The 21,013-nt window shown below is 68.4% G+C and carries 20 protein-coding genes and 1 pseudogene; 11 read left to right on the top strand and 10 right to left on the bottom strand.

Annotated elements, in window-relative coordinates:
• Window positions 1-5: 5 nt before the first annotated feature.
• Genes DLJ53_RS11940 through DLJ53_RS11930 form a run of 3 tightly spaced genes read right to left on the bottom strand, consistent with a single transcriptional unit; the run spans window position 6 to window position 2,741 of the window.
• A complete protein-coding gene (locus tag DLJ53_RS11940) occupies window positions 6-1,292 on the bottom strand; it encodes a TRAP transporter large permease (RefSeq protein ID WP_111345387.1) in 1,287 nt (428 codons plus the stop codon).
• The gene (locus DLJ53_RS11935; RefSeq protein ID WP_162409154.1) at window positions 1,289-1,747 is read right to left on the bottom strand and encodes a TRAP transporter small permease; all 459 of its coding nucleotides are present in this window, start codon (window positions 1,745-1,747) and stop codon (window positions 1,289-1,291) included. Before DLJ53_RS11935 ends, DLJ53_RS11940 begins: the two co-directional genes overlap by 4 nt.
• 7 nt (window positions 1,748-1,754) lie before the next feature.
• Window positions 1,755-2,741: a TRAP transporter substrate-binding protein gene (locus DLJ53_RS11930; RefSeq protein ID WP_111345383.1), complete on the bottom strand. Its 987-nt coding sequence runs from the start codon at window positions 2,739-2,741 to the stop codon at window positions 1,755-1,757.
• A 412-nt stretch (window positions 2,742-3,153) separates the two neighbouring features.
• Here DLJ53_RS11930 and DLJ53_RS35170 point away from each other — a divergent pair, with 412 nt between their 5' ends.
• From DLJ53_RS35170 to DLJ53_RS11920, 3 genes are all read left to right on the top strand, one after another.
• Window positions 3,154-3,576 (top strand): hypothetical protein, encoded by a 423-nt coding sequence (locus DLJ53_RS35170; RefSeq protein WP_162409152.1) that lies wholly within the window; start codon window positions 3,154-3,156, stop codon window positions 3,574-3,576.
• 172 nt (window positions 3,577-3,748) lie between these two features.
• On the top strand, window positions 3,749-5,179 hold the full coding sequence (locus DLJ53_RS11925) for a multicopper oxidase family protein (RefSeq protein WP_162409150.1): 1,431 nt from the start codon (window positions 3,749-3,751) through the stop codon (window positions 5,177-5,179).
• 96 nt (window positions 5,180-5,275) lie between these two features.
• A complete protein-coding gene (locus tag DLJ53_RS11920) occupies window positions 5,276-5,788 on the top strand; it encodes a c-type cytochrome (protein ID WP_244935057.1) in 513 nt (170 codons plus the stop codon).
• Window positions 5,789-5,875: 87 nt separating this feature from the next.
• Here DLJ53_RS11920 and DLJ53_RS11915 read toward each other — a convergent pair whose 3' ends face one another.
• The 3 genes from DLJ53_RS11915 to DLJ53_RS11905 all read right to left on the bottom strand — a co-directional run bounded on the left by DLJ53_RS11915 (window position 5,876) and on the right by DLJ53_RS11905 (window position 10,362).
• Window positions 5,876-6,784 (bottom strand): DMT family transporter, encoded by a 909-nt coding sequence (locus DLJ53_RS11915; RefSeq protein ID WP_111345379.1) that lies wholly within the window; start codon window positions 6,782-6,784, stop codon window positions 5,876-5,878.
• Window positions 6,785-7,120: 336 nt separating this feature from the next.
• The gene (locus DLJ53_RS11910) at window positions 7,121-7,981 is read right to left on the bottom strand and encodes a TauD/TfdA dioxygenase family protein (RefSeq protein WP_111345377.1); all 861 of its coding nucleotides are present in this window, start codon (window positions 7,979-7,981) and stop codon (window positions 7,121-7,123) included.
• 158 nt (window positions 7,982-8,139) lie between these two features.
• Window positions 8,140-10,362, bottom strand: a complete 2,223-nt coding sequence (locus tag DLJ53_RS11905) for a sulfatase-like hydrolase/transferase (RefSeq protein ID WP_162409148.1) — start codon at window positions 10,360-10,362, stop codon at window positions 8,140-8,142.
• 938 nt (window positions 10,363-11,300) lie between these two features.
• Between DLJ53_RS11905 and DLJ53_RS34705 the strand changes: the two genes are divergently transcribed.
• Window positions 11,301-11,816, top strand: coding sequence for a hypothetical protein (locus DLJ53_RS34705; protein ID WP_146619937.1), 516 nt, complete (start codon window positions 11,301-11,303; stop codon window positions 11,814-11,816).
• A 37-nt stretch (window positions 11,817-11,853) separates the two neighbouring features.
• Here the strand turns inward: DLJ53_RS34705 and DLJ53_RS35530 are convergent, their stop codons facing one another.
• A complete protein-coding gene (locus DLJ53_RS35530; protein WP_202913114.1) occupies window positions 11,854-12,243 on the bottom strand; it encodes a MaoC family dehydratase in 390 nt (129 codons plus the stop codon).
• The gene (locus DLJ53_RS11895; RefSeq protein ID WP_146619936.1) at window positions 12,231-12,608 is read right to left on the bottom strand and encodes a hotdog family protein; all 378 of its coding nucleotides are present in this window, start codon (window positions 12,606-12,608) and stop codon (window positions 12,231-12,233) included. Before DLJ53_RS11895 ends, DLJ53_RS35530 begins: the two co-directional genes overlap by 13 nt.
• Window positions 12,609-13,078: 470 nt before the next feature.
• On the opposite strand from DLJ53_RS11895, the pseudogene DLJ53_RS36765 reads away from it, so the two are divergent.
• The 3 genes and pseudogenes from DLJ53_RS36765 to DLJ53_RS11885 form a co-directional block, all read left to right on the top strand.
• A pseudogene (locus DLJ53_RS36765) lies at window positions 13,079-13,762 on the top strand (iron-containing alcohol dehydrogenase); the annotation flags it as partial.
• A gap of 58 nt (window positions 13,763-13,820) precedes the next feature.
• Complete coding sequence (locus tag DLJ53_RS36760) at window positions 13,821-14,144, top strand: dehydroquinate synthase/iron-containing alcohol dehydrogenase family protein (RefSeq protein WP_342353593.1); 324 nt, start codon at window positions 13,821-13,823, stop codon at window positions 14,142-14,144.
• 61 nt (window positions 14,145-14,205) lie between these two features.
• Entirely contained in the window at window positions 14,206-15,015 is an 810-nt protein-coding gene (locus DLJ53_RS11885; protein ID WP_111345372.1) for an IclR family transcriptional regulator, read from the top strand.
• A 29-nt stretch (window positions 15,016-15,044) separates the two neighbouring features.
• Here the strand turns inward: DLJ53_RS11885 and DLJ53_RS11880 are convergent, their stop codons facing one another.
• Window positions 15,045-15,830 carry an IclR family transcriptional regulator gene (locus DLJ53_RS11880; protein ID WP_111345370.1) on the bottom strand — a complete coding sequence of 262 codons (786 nt, stop codon included), beginning with the start codon at window positions 15,828-15,830 and terminating at the stop codon, window positions 15,045-15,047.
• Between the two features lie 137 nt (window positions 15,831-15,967).
• Entirely contained in the window at window positions 15,968-16,987 is a 1,020-nt protein-coding gene (locus tag DLJ53_RS11875) for a TRAP transporter substrate-binding protein (protein ID WP_111345368.1), read from the bottom strand.
• 190 nt (window positions 16,988-17,177) lie between these two features.
• On the opposite strand from DLJ53_RS11875, the gene DLJ53_RS11870 reads away from it, so the two are divergent.
• Genes DLJ53_RS11870 through DLJ53_RS11855 form a run of 4 tightly spaced genes read left to right on the top strand, consistent with a single transcriptional unit; the run spans window position 17,178 to window position 21,005 of the window.
• Window positions 17,178-17,690 (top strand): TRAP transporter small permease, encoded by a 513-nt coding sequence (locus tag DLJ53_RS11870; RefSeq protein WP_162409146.1) that lies wholly within the window; start codon window positions 17,178-17,180, stop codon window positions 17,688-17,690.
• Complete coding sequence (locus DLJ53_RS11865) at window positions 17,687-19,012, top strand: TRAP transporter large permease (protein WP_111345365.1); 1,326 nt, start codon at window positions 17,687-17,689, stop codon at window positions 19,010-19,012. The genes DLJ53_RS11870 and DLJ53_RS11865 overlap by 4 nt, the downstream gene beginning before the upstream one ends.
• Window positions 19,013-19,020: 8 nt before the next feature.
• Window positions 19,021-19,836 carry an enoyl-CoA hydratase/isomerase family protein gene (locus tag DLJ53_RS11860; protein WP_111345363.1) on the top strand — a complete coding sequence of 272 codons (816 nt, stop codon included), beginning with the start codon at window positions 19,021-19,023 and terminating at the stop codon, window positions 19,834-19,836.
• Window positions 19,833-21,005, top strand: coding sequence for a CaiB/BaiF CoA transferase family protein (locus tag DLJ53_RS11855; protein ID WP_111345361.1), 1,173 nt, complete (start codon window positions 19,833-19,835; stop codon window positions 21,003-21,005). Before DLJ53_RS11860 ends, DLJ53_RS11855 begins: the two co-directional genes overlap by 4 nt.
• The last annotated feature ends 8 nt before the right edge of the window (window positions 21,006-21,013 follow it).

Genomic DNA, 21,013 nt, shown 5'->3' with positions numbered 1-21,013 from the left:
GACGGTCAGCCTCCGCTGTAGAGGTTCGGCAACGTGAGCACCACGGCCGGAAAGACGAGACAGATGAGAAGCGCGACGATGAGCGCGGCGAGGAAGGGAAGGCTCTCGCGGATCACCACCTCCGGGCGCTCGCGGGCGATGTACGCGGACAGGTAGATGAGGTAGCCGACCGGCGGCGTCGTCAGGCCGATCATCAGGTTGAGGACGATGAGCACCCCGAAGTGGATGGGGTCGATGCCGAGGCTCACCATCGTCGGCAGGAACACCGGCACCACGATGACGAGCGCCGCCAGCGGGTCGAGGAAGAGCCCGATCACCAGCACGAACAGCATGACGAGGACGAGCACCCAGAACGGGTCCCTGGTGATGGAGAAGATCGCCTCCGCCGCCATGGTGGAGACCTTGAGGTCGGCGACGATCCAGGCGAACAGCGCCGACGCGCCGACGATGACGAGCACCGTGGCGGTCCCCTTCGCGGCCTCCACCAGCGCGGTGAAGCAGCCGCCCCACGTCAGCTCGCGGAACCAGAACTTGCCGACCACGAAAGCGTAGGCGACCGCGACCGCCCCCGCCTCCGTCGCGGTCATGATCCCGCCGAGGATGCCGCCGACGATGATGACCGGCGTCAGCAGGGCGACGAGCGCCCCCGCCCCCGCCCGGGCGATCGCGCCGAATCCGGCCCACGGGTCGGACGGATAGTTGCGGATGACGGAGATGACGTAGACCACCGCCATAAGGCAAAGTGCGACGACGAGCCCCGGTACGATCCCGGCGAGGAACATCTTGCCGACCGAGACCTGCGCCAGCACCGCGTAGACGATCATCGGGATCGACGGGGGGATGATCGGGCCGATGACGCTCGACGTCTGGGTGATCGCGGCCGCGAAGCCGCGTGAGAAACCGGACTTCTCCATCGCCGGGATCATCACCGAGCCGACCGCGGCCGTGTCCGCGACCGCCGAGCCGGAGATGCCGGAGAAGAACACCGAGGACAGCACGTTGACGTGCCCGAGCCCGCCGCGGATGTGCCCCACGCAGGTCTGCGCGAAGGCGACGATGCGCCGTGTGACGCCGCCGCGGTTCATCAGCTCGCCGGCCAGGAAGAAGAAGGCGACGGCCAGCAGGAGGAAGTTGTCGATCCCCGACAGGAACTGCTGCGCCACCACGGCGAACGGGATGTTCGGCCGGTAGACCAGCAGCGCGACCACCGAGGCGATGATGATCGCGAACACGAGGCGCACGCCGAGAAGGGCGAGGAGGACCATCGTCCCCACGAGAATGAGGGCGGTCATTGGGGCGCGCCGCCTCCGGGATGGAAGACCTCGCGCCACACGCCGGCGACCGCCCAGACCGCGCCCCCCACCGTCAGCGCGGCGAAGTACCACCATTTCGAGAGGTCGAGGGTCACGTAGCGGTCGAAGGAGAACATGGCCGACAGCTTCCACGCCCCCCAGGCGAGGAGCGTGATGGCGCCGAGCGCGCCGAGCGCCGCGACGACGCGCAGCGGACGGCTGAGGCCGGGCAGATCGGCGATGAGGCCGATCCGCATGTGGTCCGCGCCCGCCGCGCCGAGCACGATGAGCCAGATGAAGAGGAGCCGGTTCAGCTCCTCCGCCCAGACGATGGAGTTGTTGAGGCCGTAGCGCGCGACCACCTGGGCGATGGTGATCGCCGTGATGGACAGCAGCAGGCCAGCGACAGCGACGCGCCAGATCCACGTCGCCGCCGTCTCGATGCGTTGGATCACGTCGGACTTACTGGGCAGACGGGGCCAGAGCGTCGATCTTGGTCAGCAGGTCGTCGCCGAACTTCTCCGAGTACATCGCCCGGGTCTTCTCGGCGACCAGGTCGCGGAACGCCTCGACGTCGGGCTCCATGTCGATCTCGACGCCGGCGGCCGTCATCGCCTCGAGGCTCGAGGTCTCGAGTACACGGTTCAGCTCGCGCTCGTAGGCGGCGGAGATCTTCGCGGCGACGCGCAGCGCCTCCTGCTGGTCTTCCGGCAGCGAGGCGAACTTGCTCGCGTTCATGACCAGCGGCGCGGCGGTATAGGCGTGCTCGGTGATGGAGAGGTACTTCTGCACCTCGTGGAAGTTGGAGTGGTAGATGTGGGTCGTCGGGTTCTCCTGCCCGTCGACGGTACCGGTCTGCAGCGCGCTGTAGAGCTCGGCGAACGGCATCGGCGCCGGGTTCGCGCCCAGGATCGTGAAGGCCTCGATGTGCGCCGGGTTCGGCGTCGTCCGCAGTTTCAGGCCCTTGAGGTCCTCCGGCGTGTGGATCGGGCGCTTGTTGTTGGTCAGGTTGCGGAAGCCGATCTCCCAGAACGCCAGGCCCTGCAGCCCGACGGCGTTGATGGAGTTCATCAGTTCGTCGCCGACCGCACCGTCGAGGACGCGGTACGCGTGCTCGGGCGACTCGAACAGGAACGGCAGGTCGAGGACGTTCACCTGCGGCGCGAAGGAGGTGAAATAGGGATTGCCGGTGACGGTGATGTCGATCGTGCCGAGGCGGACGCCCTGAAGCGAGTTGGCCGAATTGCCGAGCTCGCCGGCGGGATAGACCTCGACCTCGAGGGCCTTGTCGGTCATGTCCTCGACGATCCACTTGAACATGAGGGCCGCCTTGTGGGGCGTGTCGCTCGTGTTCGCGTAGTGACCGAAGCGCAGCGTCTCCGCCTGGGCGCCCGTGACGATGGACGCCGCGCACAGCGAAGCGGCCAGCAGGATTCTGGATCTCAGCATGGTTCCTCCCGAAGTATTTTTATTGACGGTTCCACCGATATTGCCCGGCGTACCGCTGCTTTAGTCTCGTCGACGGTGCACACGGCTGCAAGTCTCCGATCCCCGCAAGCGTCGGACTGCAATTTTCAGATTGTGGGGAATGCGGCGACACGCAAAGCTTATGAAGCGGCCCGTCAAACGCCATCCTCATGATGGATGACGTGGGCTAAGTCTCTGCAATGGCGGGTTGGTCTTGCGATAGCCCGATCGTCCCCGGCCGGCCTCCAGTATCCCCCGGTGCCAGCCATGGGGCGGCTGCACCGGGGAGCGGCCTCTTGCGGCCGACCGGGCGAGCGAGGCGGGAGCAGGCCTTGCGACGGACCGGACCGAGGCTCGCGTTGACAGGCTTTTCCTCGCGCGCCTATCAAATCCCATGCGGTACGCTGCGTTCGTCCTGAAAGTCGTGGTTGTGCTCGGGCTGGCGTTCTCGTCGCCCGCCGTGACGCGCGCCGACGGTTCGCTGATGTCGCGGAGCGCCGCATGGACGACGTCGGATGCTCCGGCCCTTGCGTCCTCCCCGGTGGCACGGCACGGCGGCACGGTCGCGACGCGCGAGCGGGCCGGAGGGCACCATCCCTGCGGAGTGAATGTGTGCGCCAACGGCCTCGAGGACAGCGACTGCTGCCTCGTGGGCGCCTGCGTCTGCGGCACGGTCGTGCCGCCGGCGAGCATGGCCGCCCCCCTCATCATGGCCGGCGGCGGCCCTGCGGTGTCGACGGCCACCCCCGGCGGCCTCGCCCCCGACCTCACGCCCGGTGACCCGCCTCCCCCACGAACGGCCGCACTCGCCGCGTGATCGCCGACGTTCCCGGTCGCTCCGGAGCGACCCGGCGGCGCGCACGGCATCGGCGTGGCTCCGGCCCGCCGATGCGCCGCCTTTCCAGACGCCGGAACGTTCCCGGCTTGGTCCCTTCGCGGGGCCGCTCCTTCCCCGGACCGCGACATGCGGCCGGACAATGGACCCAGTCATGAAACACCCTGGTTATGCCGTCAGCCGGCGGACCATCCTCAGCGGCTCGGGCGCGCTCCTCGCCGGCGCTGCCCTATGGCCGAGGCCGCTTCAGGCGGCGTCCGCGCCCTACGAGCTCGTCGCCGGCACCGGGCGCCAGCGCCTCGCCTTCGACGGCGCGGAGCGTCTCGCCCGCACGTGGTGCTACAACGGCACCGTGCCGGGCCCGCTGCTGCGCTACCGCGTCGGAGACCGTCTCGACGTCGCCTTCACCAACCGCCTGCCGGAGCCGACCTCCGTCCACTGGCACGGACTGCGGCCCCCCAACGCGATGGACGGTGCCGCGCCGCTGACGCAGCCCCCCGTCGCCCCCGGCGAGACGATGGCCTACACCTTCGACCTCAACGACGCCGGAACCTTCTGGTACCACACGCACTTCCGCAGCTTTAACCAGCAGGACCGCGGCCTCTACGGCGTCCTCGTGGTCGACGAGGCGGAGCCGCCGGCCGTCGACCGCGACCTCGTCCTGGTGCTCGACGACTGGGTCGTCGACGCCGCGGGCCGCGTCTCGCAGACGTTCGGCGCCATTCACGAGTGGGCCCATGCGGGGCGCCTCGGCAACGTCGTGACGATGAACAACGCGGACGACATCCGCCTGCCGGTGCGGGCGGGCGAGCGGCTCCGGCTGCGTCTCGTCAACGTCGCCAACGCGCAGGTCTTCGCCCTCGCCTTCTCCGGGCACGAGACGGTGGTGATCGCCGAGGACGGCGAACCGGTTCCCCCGCGCCGGCAAAGCGACGTCGAGCCGCTCGTGCTCGCCCCCGGCCAGCGCGTCGACGTGATCCTCGACGCGACGGCGGCCCCCGGCTCGGAGCACGCGATCAACGGGTTGACCCTGACCGGAGAGATCTCGTTCGGGCGCGTCGTCTACGCCGGCGAGGCCGCGCCGGAGGGACGCTCCGGGGGCCCCGTCGTCCCCCTCGCCCCGAATGCAAGGCCGACGCTCGACCTCGAGGGCGCCCGGCGCATTCCGCTCGCGATGGAGGGCGGCGCGATGGGCCGGATGCGCGGTGCCGTCCTGGGCGGGACGATGATGAACATGCGCGAGCTCGTGTCGAACGGCCGGGTCTGGGCGCTGAACGGCGTCGCCGGCGACATGGCGGAACCGCTCGTGACGCTCAAAGGCGGAGAGACCGTCATCGTGGAGATGACGAACGACACCGCCTTCCCGCACGCAATGCACCTGCACGGCATGCATTTCCGCGAGGTGGAGCGGGAGGGCCGGACCGTCACCGACGCACCCTGGCGCGACACGGTGCTGATGGGCGCGGGCGAGCGCGTCGTCATCGCCTTCGCCGGCGAGGGGCCCGGCCGCTGGATGTTCCACTGTCACATGATCGAGCACATGGCCGGCGGCATGATGACGTTCGTCGAAGTCGAGGAGGCCTGAGGACGATGCACCGGACACCGACACTCGCCGCATCCTCCCGACGCCCGCCGCCGCCTGCGGGGGCCGGCGACGCGCGCAAGACGGCAGGGCACTGACATGGCGTTTCCCCGCAAGCCGGTCCTCGCCGGGCTGGGCTTCTTCGGCACGCTCCTCGTTGCCTTCGGCGCGATGACGGCGATCTCCTGGTGGCGCGGCGACGGCGCCGGCAACGGCGCGGCGGTCGCCCTCGCGCCGGACGACGTCGCCGTCGTCGCGGAGGGGGCGAAGATCTACGCCGCCAACTGCGCGAGCTGCCACGGGGCCGACCTCGAAGGTCAGCCGAACTGGCGCGAGCGCAAGGCCGACGGCAAGCTCCCCGCCCCACCGCACGACCGGGACGGACACACCTGGCACCACCCGGACGTCCAGCTCTTCCACCTCGTGAAGAACGGTCTGCCGAAGACGGTCGGCGATCAGCCCTACCTGACCGACATGCCCGCCTACGCCGGCATCCTCACCGACGCCGAGATCGTCGCCGTCCTCAGCTACATCAAGAGCCGCTGGCCCGCCGACATCCGCCGCAGTCACGACGAACTCAACGACCGCCTCGCCGGCTACAACCCGAACTGACGTTCACTGCGGTGCGGGCCGGACCGGCGACGCCCGGCCCCCTCCTCGCGGCCCGGCGATCCCGGCACGGCCGGTGGCCGCCGGGCCCTAGAGGCCGCGCGCCGCCTTCGCCCGCACGCGCTCGCGCCAGAAGGCGAAGAGGCCGGCGCTGACCACGATGGCGCCGCCGAGGATCGTCCAGGGGCTCACCACCTCGCCGAAGATCGCGACGCCGATCGCGGAGGCGAAGACGGTCTGGAGGTAGGTGAAGGGCTGGATCGCCGAGGCCTCCGCCGCCTCGAACGCCTTGATGAGGAGATAGTGGCCGCCCATGCCGGTCATGCAGAGGATGATGAGCATCACCACCTCCCACGGCGTCATCCAGGACCAGAACCACGGCCCGATCAGGGTCATCGTCAGCGCGCCGAAGAGGCCCGTGTAGCAAAAGCTGGTCATCGCCGCGTCGGTCCGCGCGACACGGCGGGTCATGAGCTGGTAGGCGGCGAACATGACCATGCCGACGATCGCGATGCCGAGCTCCGGCGTCACAGCCCGCGAGCCGGGCCGGATGATCAGCATCATCCCGATCATGCCGATTCCGACCGCCGTCCACCGCCGCCAGCCCACCTGCTCCCCGAGCACGGGTCCGGAAAGGGCCACCACGAGAAGTGGCATGAAGGCGAAGATGGCGTGCGTGGGCGCAAGGCCGAGCAGCGCGAAGGCGGTGATGGCGACGCATATCTCGAGCGCCAGCAGGACGCCGCGAACGATCTGCAGGCGCGGCTGCCCCGAGGCGAGCCCGGTCCGGAAACCCTTCCGCCAGAGCATCACCAGACACACCGCGCCGAACGCCCAGTAGCGCCACATGGTCACGAAGAGGGCCGAGTGCTGCTCCGCCAGAGCCTTGGAAAGCCCGTCCTGCGCGGCAAAAATGATCGCAGCGGCCACCATGAAAGCGACCCCGCGCAATGTATTCGTTTCACCCGAAGGGGTCGCGGCGACGGCGGTCTCAGTCATGACGCGGCTATCGCCCGGCGGTGAACCGGATGCAAGGGCGCAGTGGCAATCATCACCGCAACGACACCACCCCATGCCTTCGGCCCGCGGGGAAAGCCGTTCCCGCAAAGATTGTGAAGGGCTGGCACGCGATGAACCGGTCCCGCTCGGCATTCGGCCGGTTCACCGCGTACGCTCCCGCCCCGGTCCGGGCGCCGCAATCGGCTCACGCGGCGTTGAAGCGCGTTGCCGTTCGGCTGACACTCCGCCCCGGACGAGGGTGGAGTGTCGATGCGCCGTGCCGCCGTGCGGCACTCGTCGGAGGATGGTCAATGGAGCGACGGGCTGTGGCGGCGGTCAGGCCGGGAGCGTCGGGCTGGCGTCCTTGACCGTGACGCGCCAGAGCGTACGCGGATCCTCGCTCCTCATCAGCGGTGCGCAGTGGAGCAGCGAGGCGTTGTCCCAGACGATGACGTCGCCGACGCGGTACTGCGGCTGGAACGTGAACGCGGGGCCGGTGGAGTGGCTGGCGAGGCGGCGCAACAGGTCGAGCCCTTCGGCCTCGTCCATGCCCTCGATCCCGAAGGACGAGCCGGAGACCGCGTAGAGCGCCGGCTTGCCGGTGTGCGGATGGCGCCGCACCAGCGGGTGGCGCTCCCAGGCCATCCTGGCCTCCTGGTCGTCGGACAGGACGGAGGCGACGGTGCGCGAGGCTCTGTCGAGGTCGTCGCGATTGCCGTAGTGGTGGCGCGCGATGAGCGGGGCGAGGCGTTCGCGCTCCTCCTCCGGCAGCGCCTCGTAGGCGGCGCGCTGGTCGGCGAAGGTGGTGCCCGCCTCGGCGTCCGGGATCTCGATGGCGTAGAGGATGGTGCAGCGCGCCGGGGTCGCCAGGTACGAATAGTCGGTGTGGAAGTAGGTGCCGCCGTCGGCGAGGCCGATGTGCTCCCCCTGCTCGTTCGTGCGGTTCGACAGGATCAGGATATTGGGGTCGGCCGCGTGGTGATACTGGTCGATGACGTGGGGTTCCGGCCGGCCGAAGCGGCGGGCGAAGGCCACCAGATCGGCAGGCTCGAGGGTCTGGTCGCGGACCACGATGACGAGGTGGTCATGGAGCGCAGCCTCGACCGCCTCGAAGGTCGCGGCGTCGAGCGCCCTGAGGTCCACGCCCTCGATCTCGGCGCCGAGCGGACCGCCCGACGGACGCACGTTGATCGTCATGCCTCTCCCTCCCTGCAGCTTTATTGTGCTGACTTGTTGGGCAGAGGGTCGGACGGACGCGCCGATCCGTCAACGCCTTTGGTGTAGGTACCGCCCAATTTCCGGGCAGAGCGGACCGAAAAGGCGCCGTCGCACCGGCCGATCGATGGCGGGAACCGCTAGACGAGAATGTCGATCGGCGAAAGGTCCCGAACGTCAACGCCATGGAGGGTCAGAACGTCGCCGCCGACCTGCAGGACGGCGTCATCGCCGTGCGCGGCGAAGGCGGCGACGGCCTGCCGCGCGCTGGCGAAGTCCAGGTCGCGGAGGTCGAGACGGTCGAGGCCGGGCCTGTAGTCGCTCACCACGTCGTGGCCGAAGTGCGGATCGAACGCGAAGACGTCCGCGCCGCGCCCGCCATGCATCTCGTCGTTACCCGCTCCGCCGACGAGGACGTCCGGCCCCTTGCCGCCGAACAGGACGTCGTTTCCATTGCGGCCTTCCAGCAGGTCCCGCCCCGGCCCGCCGGTGAGGACGTTGCCGATGCGGTCCCCCGCGAGACGGTCGTCGTAACGGGATCCCTGGATGTCTTCGATGCCGCCATACGTGTCGCCGGCCGCGTCCCCGGTGTTCGTGCCCGGCGACCTGAGATCCGCGACGACCGCCGCCGGCGCCGTCCAGTACGACGCGCAGTCACGGCCGGCCGCGCCGATCAGCACGTCCGCGTCCGCGCCGCCGCGCAGCAGGTCGTCCCCGGTGCCAGCGTTCAGCGTGTCGACCCCGTTGCCGCCGACGATCAGGTCGTCTCCCGGGCCCGCCACGATGTAGTCCGCTCCGCCGGCGCCTTTCAGGGTGTCGTCGCCCCCCCTGTCCGCGCCGCCCGCCCCGGCGCTGAAGATCTGGTTGTCCAGTCCATTGCCGATGATCGTCGTCGCGTTGGCGTCCGGGTCGGACGAGGGCTTGAACCAGAAGTCCTCCATCCAGTCCGGCATCCGGACCAGCGCGTTGTTGCTGTGGCCCCGGTCGTAGCCGCCGGGGTCCGAAATCGCGAGGATGTTGCTCGCGTTCGCGCTGAAGAAGTACTGCTGCCCCCAGTCGGTGTCGAACCGGACGACCTTCTGGTGGTCGAAGAACGTGACCCCCTGCTGTTCCGCCTCGGCCTGCAGCCAGTGCTGCAGCTTCTCCAGCACGGCGCCGTATCGCGGCACGTCGACGAGGTTGTGCTGGTTCTCCGGGTCGCGGCGACAGTCGAACAGCTCGTAGGTGTTGTCCTCGTAGCGCGTGATGCGATACGCGGGGGTCCTCATCGAGATCGTGCCCATGATGGCCGTCAGGGCAACGCCCTCGGTCGGCACGCCGGGATCGTGCACGACGCCGGCCAGCGAATTTCCCTCCACGGTGTCGGGGACCGGCACGCCGACGAGATCCAGCACGGTCGGCATCAGGTCGAGCAGCGACACGACCCCGTCATTCCTGACGCCTCGCGGTCCCGCATCGGGATCGACGAAGATCAGCGGGGTGCTCGTCGCCTGTTCGTAGGGCGCGAACTTCCCGTCCAGATCATGGTTTCCCAGCATGAAACCATGATCGCACCAGAAGGCGATCACCGGGTCGCGATCCGACGCGTCGATCGCGTCGAGGATGGTTCCGAGCCGGGCGTCCATCTCGGACACGTTGGCCAGGTATCCTTGGATATAGCGCTCCGCCCAACCGTCGTTGCGGATGGTTGGCCACAATTCGGTCCTGGAATACTCCTGCATCCACGGTGGAACCTCATCGCCCGTCCATTCCGGCGCGACGATCTGGTCCAGCGGGTAGAAGTCCCTGTAGGACTGCGGCGATATCATCGGCCCGTGCGGGTCGGAGAGTCCGATCATCAGGCTCAGCGGCGCCGCCTCGTCATAGCTGGTCAGCACGTCGGCCGCCGCCCGCGTCGTGATCACGTCGCCGAGCCGGGCCTCCGGCCCCTCGAAGACTCCGACACCGTACTGGCCATCCGCCGGGGGCCGGTATGCGTACTCGGGCGGCGAATAATAGTGGTCGAACGAGAGGGTTCTGACCGCTTGACTGGGCTGGAACTCGTGGAAGACCTTGCCGAAGCCGTAGGACTCGTACCCCGCCGCGTTGAGGACCGCCGGGAGCGTCTTCGTCAGATCGATCTCCTCCGACCACCTCGGCGAGCCGGCACCGATGGACTGCCCGGTGGCGAACGCGGACTGTCCCGTCAGCGCCGCGGCGCGGGACGGGCTGCAGAGCGGGGTCGTCACTTGCGCGTTCGTGAACGAGGTCCCCATCGCGCCGAGACGATCCAGATTGGGCGTGTGCAGCGGGACCCCGAACTGTTCCTTGTAATTCCAGACGTTGAACAGCTCATCAGCAGCGATAACGACCAAGTCTTTCATGGACCTGCCCATACCTACTATTTTTATTGGAGCCCGATCCGATCGCGGACGATCGATCTGCGGCTCTGCCCGTCAGTGTACGGCCCGTCCCGATCGCCGGAATTGACGTCTGTCAATGGACATCACGCCCGGTCGACGGTCACCATGCGCGGCGCAATCTGGCGGCACCGCCGGCACGACACTCTAGGGATGGAATGGTCTTTCACGCGCGGGAAAGCGGCCACCCCGAGAGATGACGCGGGATATCGACGGACGCGGACCTTCAGCGTGTCGAAGACCGAGGCCCCGTCACTCCAGAGATGGATCGTTACCGTCAAATTCGACCTTGATATACAGTTTGACGCCAATGTCTATAAATGGCTGAAGAGTTTGAGGAGCGATATCGATATACGCGCAGTCATTCTCCGTTTGAAATAGGATAAACAATTTTGAGCTGCATCCTTCTAGCGAGATGAATCTCTTTATTCTTTCAAAGAGGGGTTCACATTCCGACAGCATCCACTCAACATGCGCCTGCGGTGGACTTTTAAGATCTACATTCTTCTCACTTCGGAGGAACGTGACCGATTTCGTCATCCTGTCCCGCCGAAACTCAGGAATATTCGCAGGGCGTCCAAAGATATACTCAAATTCCAGTGCGCACATTTCGAATGGTCCGGCGAATGACAACCAACAGACGCACGAATCTTCTTGATTTAGATCAGACAAACACAACGTCTCGCGTCGCAAAAGGCGGATACTCGATCGGCACACGTCCACAGTGGGCTATGAGCAGCCGACATGACTTGACGGCGGAATCGTGCCATAGGCTGCGTCGCGTAGTGTTCGATGAGCTTCAACGACCCAGATACAGGATTTTGGATCCTCTAATGGCCGATCATTCGGGATGGATCAAGGCGCTGCAATAGCCCTTCTGGGGCGTTGCAACGACTCTTCTCATGGGCTGGCTCGGACGCGCAAGACTGAAGCGCCGCCATGACTCTGAAATGAACCGCCTTGTCCATCCGTTGCCTACACTGTTACTGGGCATTTCAAGCTGCACTGTTTCTGTCGTCGTTACGATCCCGGCCATCGCGCTTTCCAATCAACACCTGTCATGGTGGGTATACGTATTCTTGAAAGGGCTTTTTTATTTATCCTTCTACTTCTTATCGGCATATTTTATCGATAAACATACTGTTTCAAGCGAGGGTCTGCAGTACTCGACGATAATTGGAAGACAAAAAGAGATCTTGTGGATCGATGTTCAATTCATTCAATATAATTTTCTAATGAAATGGTTTCAGATCAGGAGTCGTAGCAGGCAGGTCGCACGCCTTTCAGCCATTCTCATGGGATTGCCGCAGTTTGCCCAAGTTGCCCTGGAGCACGTGCCAAACGACGCTCTGGACCGAGTGACCGAGGATATACTTGAAGAAACCGCAAGGGGGAATCCGCCGTCGGTCTGGGACTAGCCTCACCGCGGCGTCGGTGGCCGCAGCGAAGTCGCCGTTACGTGCGGTGCGGTCCGGGCGCGAAGGTTCCCGAAATGGCGAGCGTGCCGTCCTCCCGCTCCACCGCGACCGGCAGGGGACCGGCGGCGTCCGCCGGCGCCTCGATCACGGCACGTACCCGCATGCCGACGAAGACCGGAGCGCGGAAACGGATGTCGAGCTCGCCCCCCTCAGTCCGCGCGGCGCCGAGGCGGTCGCGGAGGTGCCGCATCAGGTGCGCCAGCGACACCGTGCCGTGTGCGATCGTGCGCCCGAGCGGGGTCGCGGCGGCGAAGCTCTCGTCGAGGTGGATCGGGTTGAAGTCATCGGTCAACTCGGCGTAGGCGCGGGTTCGGCCGTCGTCGATGCGGGTCCAGTCGGACGTCCAGCGTTGTGTCACTGCGCCCATACGAACCTCATCTTCGCGTCGACCAGCGGGCCGGCGGCGGTCTCGAGGACGAGGCCGAACCTCACCCAGTTGCGCCCCGCCTTGGTTTCCTTGTCGATGCAATCGGCTCGCGCCTGGAACCGCTCTCCCGGCGTCAGCACCCGGTGGATCCGCATCTCCTGCCCGGCGTGGATGTTGCCCGGCGGGCGGGGGGCGACGAGCCGCGTATAGGCCCGCATCAGCATGGCGATGGTGAGCTCCACCGAGGCGTCCTCGGCCGCGAGGTCCGGGAAGGCGCGGTGGAGCTGCTCGGCCGCCTCCGCCGGCACCTCCATGTCGGCGCGGGCGATCTCGGTGCCGGGCCGGAAGTCGTCGAAACGCAGCAACCGCCGGGGCTCCGAGCGCTGAACGCCGTGCGCGTCAGCCGCCCTCACGACCGCCTCCGCGCCGTCGGCGTCCACGGAGATGCAGCCCGCGCGATCCGTGCCGGGTCGACCGAGGCGCCCGCGGTGGCCGCCGCCCTCGGACCGGGCCGGCGGTGTCGCCCGGTCAGTCTCACGCGCCCGTCACTCCCATCGATCACGTCATGTCCCTTCGCGTCTCCCGCTGCCATCGCCGGCGGGCAGACGGTAGCGTTCACATTTCATATTTGGAAGCATATTTTCGCCAAGGAAATTTCTTGACCTTTCTCCAGTGGCGCCTAGCCTGATGGACGCGGTCGCGCGACCGGCCGTGCGGACGCGCGTGCGACGACAACAAGAGAAGGGGCGCCCCGATCGTGGACACGCTTTGCCGACTGTATTTCCTGACCGATACGGTCCTCGGGTTCGGCGCCCTGCGGGAGCTGTCGCCTGCGATGCGGGCCGCCGGGATCTCCCGCCCCTTCCTGGTCGCCGACCGCGGTATCGCCGCCGCGGGACTCACGGATCGCATCGTCGAGGCGATGGACACCCCGCCCGTCGCGACGTTCCTCGACACCCCGGCCAACCCCACGAAGGCGGCCTGCGAGGCCGCCGCACGGGCGTACGTCGAGAACGAGGCGGACGGCGTCGTGGCGGTCGGCGGCGGTTCGCCGATCGACCTTGCCAAGGCGGTCCTCGTGCTCGCCACGCACGACGGAGCGTTCGAGAGCTACGACGCGGTCGCCGGCGGCACGGCGCTCATCGACGGGACGCGCCTGCCGCCGCTGATCGCGGTGCCGACGACGGCCGGGACCGGCAGCGAGGTCGGGCAGAGCGCGGTGATTTCGGTTCCGGGGGAGCGCAAGTACATCCTGCGCCATCCCGGTCTCAAGCCGCGCACGGCGATCTCGGACCCGGACCTGACGCTGTCGCTGCCGCGCGCGATGACGGTCGGCTCCGGCATGGACGCGATGACCCACTGCATCGAAGGCTTCCTCAGCCCGCGCCCGAACCCGCCTGCCGAGGCGGTGGCGCTCGACGGGCTCAGGCGCATCTGGAACCATCTGGAGCGCGCCGCCGCCGACGGCGACGACCGCGAGGCGCGCTGGCACCTCCTGATGGGCAGCGCCGAGGGCGGGATGGCGATGACCAACGGGCTCGGCGCCGTGCACGCGATGTCGCACGCGGCGGGGGGGGCTGCACGACCTCAATCTTCACCACGGCACCCTCAACGCGGTCTTCCTGCCCAGCGTCCTGCGGTTCAACATCGCCGCGAACAGTGTCGACCTGACCCCGCTCGCCGAGGCGACCGGGTGCCCCGACGCCGAAGCCTTCATCGCCGCCATCGAGGCGCGCAACCAGCGGCTCGGCATCCCTGCCGGCATCGCCGAGATGGGCGTCACTCGGGACCGCGTGCCGTCGCTGGCACGGGCGGCAAAGGCGGACTTCACGGACGCCACCAACGCCCGCCCGACCAGCGAAGGTGACTATCTGCGCCTGTTCGAGACCCAGTTCGCATGAGCGCCGCCGAGCGCGCGCACCCGGACCTCCCGCTCCCGCCTGTCCCGGGAGGCGCGGCCGGATGAACGATGGCACCCCCCGGCAAGACGAAGAGGCCGCCGCACGGAAGGAGGATGCCGACTTCCACCCCGTCCCGGCGGTGGGCAACAGCGTGCGGCTGATGCGTGCGCTGGCGGCCGGACGCGAACCGATGACCCTGACCGAGGTCGCCCGCAGCGCCGACGTGCCGATGGCCACGGCGCTGAAGATCCTGCGCACCCTCGCCATGGAGGGGCTGGTGCTGCACCGGGCGGCGGAGAAGACCTACCAGCTCGGCGCCGGAATCGTGCAGCTGGCGCGCGCCGTCCCCGCGCTCGACGCCGACGCGGTGCTGCGCGAGCGGATGACGGGCATCGCGACGCGGTTCGACTGCCTGACCGCGCTGTGGCAGATCACCCGCACCCGCGTGATCCTGCGCGAGCGCGCGCTGGCGGACCGCCCGCTGCGGCTCGACATGCAGGTCACCCAGCGCATGCCGGTCTATCTCGGCGCGGTGGGGCGCGCGGTCGCGGCGGCGCGCGCGGTCCCGCGGGCGAGCCTCGAGGCGAAGTTCGACGAGCTGCGCTGGGAGGTTCCGATCCCCTTCGAGCGCTACTGGGCCGAGGTGGCCGAGGCCGGACGGCGCGGCTACGCGGTCGATGCCGGGCACCTCTACAAGGGCGTCCACGCGGTGGCGAGCGTCGCGGCGGAGGCGCCCGGCGAGCCCGTGGCGGCAATTTCCGCCATCGCCCTCTCGGGCACGATGGATGCGGACAGGCTGGCCGAACTCGGCACCGCGCTGCGCGAGGCCTGCCGTGCCGCCGAACAGGGTGCGAACGGCACCGGCCACTGAACGAACCGTGCGCCTGACGCGGCGGCGCCCTAGCCGCCCGAGATCGACGCCGCGATCGCGGCCAGCTTCTCGCCGATCTGGTTGAGGCGCCTGTGCTGCGGCGTGCCGACGAGCGAGATCGCCGAGATGCCGTAGAGCGGCCAGCCCTCCGCGTCGGTGATGACCGACGCGACGACGGCGATGCCGGCATAGAGCGTCTCGTCGTCGATGCCGTAGCCCTTCTGCCGCGCCTCCTCGACCTGGGCGAGATACTCCTCGAAGGTCGGCGCCTTGTTCCAGCGCATCGCCATGAACCAGCGCCGCAACTCCTCCGGACCGACGTCGGATTTCGCCGCGATCACCCGGCCGATGGCGCCGAGATATTTCGGCATGCGCTGGGTGACCTGCATGTCCAGCCGCACCGGAGTGTTGGCAAGAGCGCGGTCGATCAGCACGACGCGGTCGTCGACGATCTGCCACAGCGCCATCAGGCACTGCTCGCGCGTCGCGATCTGCATCAGCTCGCGGCGCAGGAGCTCGCTCTCCTGACGCCCCACCAGCGAACGCACCAGCGCCAGAAGGCCGAGCGCGGGCGCATAGGTCTTCGTCGAGGGGTCGAAGTTGACCATGCCCTCGGCATCGAGCGTGCGCAGGATATTGAATGTGGTCGACGTGTTGAGGCCGGCCTTCCTGGCGAGCGCGGTGGCGCCCATGCTGCCGCCCGCCTGGTCGAGCTCGCGCAGAACCTTCAGCGCCTGGACCACGGCGCGGACCGTCTTCGGCGGCTCCTTGTGGTCCCGAGGCGATCGCGCTGGGGCCAGGGTCTGCTTATCCACTGCACCTCACTCCTGTTAGGCCTTCTTATCATGCACACGGGCGGGGCGCGTCGAATTGGTCGAAGCGGGCGCGACACATGTCGCCGCGCCCGTCCAGTGTGCCAAACCGCGGGCGGCTCGGCACGCTCGGAGGGAGATCACTCCCCGTTCAGTTCCTTGATCCGGGCGAGGATCGCGTCGGGATCGCCGCCGGCCGCGCGCGCCTCCTCCTTCCAGCTCTCGACGACCGGCGCGACGGCGGTCTCGAGGTCGGACATCAGCGCCTCGGACGGCTCGTTCGTGGTGTACTGGTCGTTGCCGGCATACTTCTCGCGGGCGTGGGCGTCGGCGGTGTCGTAGGACCGGCCCAGCTGCTCGGAGAGCACCAGACCCGAGTTCTCGTCGATGAGCGCCTTCAGGTCGTCGGGCAGGCTCTCATACTTGTCCTTGTTCATGATCACGATGTGGGTGATCGAGCCGACCGGGATCTCGTTGAAGTCGGTGATCTGGTCGGCGATGCCGAACGGCTCGACGGCCTCGTGCGAGAAGGCCGTGCCGTTGAGGACGCCGAGCCGGATGGCCTCGGCCATCTCGCTGGCCGGCATGCCGACGCCGGTTGCGCCGATCGCCTCCAGCACCGAGCCGACCATCCGCCCTGACGCGCGCAGCTTCAGGCCATCGAGGTCGGACAGCTCCTTCACAGGATGGTTCTTCGTCATGATGATGTAGGGAACGTTCATCCACAGCGCGAGCGGCTTCACGTCGGCGTACTCGTCACCGAGGAGGCCGTCCTCGTAGAGCGTCCAGAAGGTGGTGGACGCATGCGCCGCGGTGTCGAACAGGAACGGCAGCTCGACGGCGGTCGTCAGCGGGTACTGGCCGGGCGCATAGCCGGGGACGAACCAGGCGGCGTCGATCACCCCTGATTCGACGAGCTCCAGGTACTTGTCGGGCGTTCCGAACACGCCGACCGGCTGGATGTCGATGGCGAGGCGCCCGCCGCTCTCGGCCTCCAGCTTCTTCGCCCACGGGAAGAGATCGTTCTGCAGGATCCAGTGTCGTTCCGGCACGGGCGCCGCGAACCGGAGCCTGACGTCCTGCGCCTGGGCGGAGGTGCCGAACAGGAGTGCTCCGGCCGCCAGGCCGAGGCAGGCGGTGGCGATGGACTGTAGCTTCATTGAGGTTCCTCCCTATCCATTTCTGAGAATGATATTCTCCAATCAGAATTTTTGAGTCAATCTGGCGCGTCGGTATGCCATGATCAGCGGTGCCAGTCGGCACAGCCCAGGCATCAGAATTCTCACTGGTAGTTGCCATTCTCGATGCAGAACAATAGTCTCGCTCAAAAATGAATGGGGAGGATGCACCATGCATGTGCAGCTGGCGCAGCGCGCCGTGAACGCTCTCGCGGTCCTTGCGGCACTTCTGCTGGTCGCCATCGCGACCTACACGAGCATCGACGCGATCGTGCGCAAGCTCGCGAGCACCGCCCTGCCCGGCGCCGTCGACGTCGTCGGCTACGGCCTCGGCATCGTCATCGCCCTCGGCCTCCCGTACTGCACGATGCAGCTCGGCCACGTCGCCGTGCCGGTGTTCGTCACGATGATCCCGGGCCGGCTGGGCGCGGTCGTGCGGCGGCTCGCACCGCTGCTGTCGACCATCTTCTTCGTCCTGATGGCCTGGCAGATCGGCCGCGTCGCGCTGAAGCGCATGGCCTCGGGCGACCAGATGTGGATGATCGCCGTCGAGACCTGGCCGATCTGGATCGGCATCACCGCCCTCCTGTGCGTCACCGCGCTGACGCAGGCCGCCGTGCTGGTTCTCCCGGAGGACGCCAACGCCGCGGACACGTCCGCCATGCTGAAGGGAGAGGCCGCATGACGCCCGACTCCTGGACTGGCGTCGCCGGCTTCGCTTTCATGCTCGTCCTCATCGCCTTCAACGTGCCGATCGGCGTCGCGATGGGGATCGCCGGGGTCGTCGGGCTGACCGCGCTCAGCGGCGTCGACAGCGCGCTGAACACGCTCGGCATCGTCGCCTCGGGCGAGTTCGTGAACTACAACCTCTCCGTGGTGCCGCTCTTCGTGCTGATGGGCGTCGCGGCGTCCGCCTCGGGCATGAGCCGCGGGCTCTACCGCCTCGCCAACGCCGCCGTCGGCCACCGCACCGGCGGGCTCGCGATGGCGACGATCGGCTCGTCGGCAATGTTCTCCGCCGTCTGCGGGTCCTCGCTCGCCACCGCCGCGACGATGGCCAAGGTGGCGATGCCGGAGATGCGCCGGCACGGCTACGACGACCGGCTCGGCTCCGGCGCCGTCGCCGCCGGCGGCGCGCTCGGCATCCTCATCCCGCCGAGCGTCATTCTCATCGTCTACTCGCTGATCACCGAGACGCCGCTCTTCGACCTCTTCGCGGCGGCGCTCATTCCGGGCCTGATCACGGTCGCGGGCTACCTTCTGGTGATCGCGCTGATCGTCTGGTTCCGGCCCGCGCAGGGGCCCGCTTCGCCCTGGCAGGGCTGGACCGCCCTCCTCGCGGCGACACGCTACGCGTTGCCGGTGATCGCGCTCTTCATGCTGGTGCTGGGCGGGATCTACGGCGGCGTCTTCACGCCGACCGAAGCGGCCGCCATCGGCGCCATCGGCGCGCTCATCTACCTCCTCGTGCAGGTCGGCTTCGACCGACCGGTGCTGACGGCGGTCGCGCTGGAGACGATCGCCACCACCGCGATGATCTTCATCATCATCATCGGCGCGGGGGTGCTGACGTTCTTCCTGTCGTTCTCGGGGCTGCCGCGGGTCTTTGCCGGCGCCGTCGCCGGCCTCGACGTGTCGCCCTACGTCATCCTGATCGCCATCATGGTCTGCTACCTGATCCTCGGCTGCTTCATGGAAAGCCTCGGGATCATCACGCTCACGGTGCCGGTCCTCTTCCCGCTCGTCCAGGCGCTGGCGCCGGAGCTCGGGATGACGGCCGCCGAGTCGGCCGTGTGGTTCGGCATCTTCGTGGTGATCGCGGTGGAGATCGGCATGCTGACCCCGCCGCTGGGCCTCAACGTCTTCGTCATCAAGGGCGCCATCAAGGACATCGAGCTCGCGACGATCTTCCGCGGCGTCGTGCCGTTCTGGATCTTCGACGTCGTGCGCCTCACCGTCCTCGCGATGGTGCCGTCGATCACCCTCTTCCTGCCGCGCCTCCTGTGAGCGGGCCGATGACGGACGACGCGCCGATCACGGTCGCGCGGGAGGCGGGCGTCGCGGTGGTGACGCTGAACCGGCCGCAGACGCGCAACGCCTTCACGCCGGAACTGACAGAAGCGTTCGCCGAGGTCTTCCCGGCGCTGCGCGACGACGCCTCGCTTTCGGCCGTGGTGCTGACGGCCGCCCCGGGCACCTTCAGCGCCGGCGGCGACATGCGCCTTCTCGCCGAGCCGTCGACCGACGTGCGCCGGCACGCCGCCGCCGGGGAGACGATGCACGCCTGGTTCCGCGCCTATCTCGACATCCCGGTGCCGGTGATCGCCGCGGTCGACGGGCCTGCGTTCGGCGGCGGCTTCGGCCTCGCCCTCGGCGCCGACTTCCTGCTCGCCTCGGAGCGGGCGCGTTTCTGCACCGTCTTCCCGCGCATCGGGCTCGTCGCGGGGCTCGGCACCGCCTGGCTGCTGCCGCGCATCGTCGGCCTCGCCGCGGCGCGCGACCTCCTGCTGACCGGGCGCATCATCGGCGCCGAGGAGGCGCTTGCGATGGGTCTGGTGCGCGAGGTCGTCGCGGGCGACGCACTCGGCGAGCGCGCCCTGCGCATGGCCGGCCACTTCCGCCATGCCTCGCGCGGGGCGCTCGCGGGCACGAAGGAGCTGCTGCGGCAAGCCGCCGGCGCCCCGTTCGACGCCGCGGCCGCACGCGAGATCGACCTGCAGGCGCGCGCGCTTGCGAGCCCCGACCACCACGCCGCCGCGCGCGAGCTGCTCCAGACGAGGCGCGTCGCGTTCGACTGGGGGCGGCTCGAGGAGGAGACAGGAAAGGAATGACCATGTCCGGAGACACGTTCGAGGGCGCGCTCGACGGACTGCGCGTCGTCGACTTCAGCCAGGGGGTCGCCGGTCCCAACGCGGCCATGATGATGGCCCGCTGCGGCGCGGACGTCGTCAAGGTGGAACCGCCGCAGGGCGACTGGTCGCGCGTGCTGGGCGAGAGCTACGGCGGCGACAACCCCTATGCCGTCACCGGCAACTTCGGCAAACGCTCCGTCGTGCTCGACATGAAGACCGACGAGGGGCTCAACGCAGCCCGGCGGCTCGCGGAGGGCGCGGACATCGTCGTAGAGGCGTTCCGGCCGGGCGTGATGGCGAAGTTCGGCCTCGACTACGCCACCCTCGCGACGGCCAATCCCGGCCTCATCATGCTGTCGATCACCGGATTCGGGCAGACCGGCCCCTACAGGGACCTCCCCGCGACCGACACGGTGCTGCAGGCCGCCTCCGGCTTCATGCACCTCAACGCCGACGGCACCGGGCGCCCCCGCAAGCTCGACCTCGTGATCGTCGACTACCTCGCCGGGCTGCACGGCTTCCAGATGGTCCTGCACAGCCTTCTGGTGCGCGCCCGCACCGGCCGCGGGCGCCATCTCGACTGCCCGCTCCTGCAAAGCGCCGCTTCGATCCAGGCGGTCAAGGCGCTGGAGGAGCACCTGCGCGGCGGACCGCCGCGCATGCTCTACGCCCCGGTCGGCGCCTTCGCCACGTCGGACGGTTTCGTCGCCGTGACGGTACGGCTCGACTCGCACTTCGCCGCCCTTTGCCGGACGCTCGGCTGCCCGGACCTCGTGGCCGACGAGCGCTTCGCGACGCTCGAGCTGCGCGTCCAGAACGTGGCAGCCCTCGACGAGGCGCTCGCGCCGCATTTCGCAAGGTGGTCCCGCGCGGAACTCGCCGCCGCGCTCGCTGACGCGGGCGTCCTGAACGCCGCGGTCAACGACTACGCCGCCTATGTCAGCGACCCGCACGTCACCGCCGTCGGGATGCTGCAGTGGATCGACCACCCGCGCCTCGGCCCCATTCCGGTGACGCCCACGCCGGGTCTCCCGGCGTTCGCCCCGGGCGCCGCCCACTCCGCGTCGCCGACCCTCGGCGAACACACGCGGGAGGTCCTCGAAGAGCTGGGCCTGTCGCAAGGTGCCACGGCAGGCAACGACGGCTGACAACGCGT

Source organism: Acuticoccus sediminis (assembly GCF_003258595.1).
Taxonomy (GTDB): Bacteria; Pseudomonadota; Alphaproteobacteria; order Rhizobiales; family Amorphaceae; genus Acuticoccus; species Acuticoccus sediminis.
This window is presented reverse-complemented; position numbering and strand designations above follow the sequence as displayed.

Bases quoted from the DNA above. Each gene is read 5' to 3' on its own strand.
- DLJ53_RS11940 (WP_111345387.1), bottom strand. From the start codon at position 1,292: ATGACCGCCCTCATTCTCGTGGGGACGATGGTCCTCCTCGCCCTTCTC.
- DLJ53_RS11930 (WP_111345383.1), bottom strand. From the start codon at position 2,741: ATGCTGAGATCCAGAATCCTGCTGGCCGCTTCGCTGTGCGCGGCGTCC.
- DLJ53_RS35170 (WP_162409152.1), top strand. From the start codon at position 3,154: ATGCGGTACGCTGCGTTCGTCCTGAAAGTCGTGGTTGTGCTCGGGCTG.
- DLJ53_RS11925 (WP_162409150.1), top strand. From the start codon at position 3,749: ATGAAACACCCTGGTTATGCCGTCAGCCGGCGGACCATCCTCAGCGGC.
- DLJ53_RS11920 (WP_244935057.1), top strand. From the start codon at position 5,276: ATGGCGTTTCCCCGCAAGCCGGTCCTCGCCGGGCTGGGCTTCTTCGGC.
- DLJ53_RS11915 (WP_111345379.1), bottom strand. From the start codon at position 6,784: ATGACTGAGACCGCCGTCGCCGCGACCCCTTCGGGTGAAACGAATACA.
- DLJ53_RS11910 (WP_111345377.1), bottom strand. From the start codon at position 7,981: ATGACGATCAACGTGCGTCCGTCGGGCGGTCCGCTCGGCGCCGAGATC.
- DLJ53_RS11905 (WP_162409148.1), bottom strand. From the start codon at position 10,362: ATGAAAGACTTGGTCGTTATCGCTGCTGATGAGCTGTTCAACGTCTGG.
- DLJ53_RS34705 (WP_146619937.1), top strand. From the start codon at position 11,301: ATGGGCTGGCTCGGACGCGCAAGACTGAAGCGCCGCCATGACTCTGAA.
- DLJ53_RS35530 (WP_202913114.1), bottom strand. From the start codon at position 12,243: ATGGGCGCAGTGACACAACGCTGGACGTCCGACTGGACCCGCATCGAC.
- DLJ53_RS11885 (WP_111345372.1), top strand. From the start codon at position 14,206: ATGAACGATGGCACCCCCCGGCAAGACGAAGAGGCCGCCGCACGGAAG.
- DLJ53_RS11875 (WP_111345368.1), bottom strand. From the start codon at position 16,987: ATGAAGCTACAGTCCATCGCCACCGCCTGCCTCGGCCTGGCGGCCGGA.
- DLJ53_RS11870 (WP_162409146.1), top strand. From the start codon at position 17,178: ATGCATGTGCAGCTGGCGCAGCGCGCCGTGAACGCTCTCGCGGTCCTT.
- DLJ53_RS11865 (WP_111345365.1), top strand. From the start codon at position 17,687: ATGACGCCCGACTCCTGGACTGGCGTCGCCGGCTTCGCTTTCATGCTC.
- DLJ53_RS11860 (WP_111345363.1), top strand. From the start codon at position 19,021: ATGACGGACGACGCGCCGATCACGGTCGCGCGGGAGGCGGGCGTCGCG.
- DLJ53_RS11855 (WP_111345361.1), top strand. From the start codon at position 19,833: ATGACCATGTCCGGAGACACGTTCGAGGGCGCGCTCGACGGACTGCGC.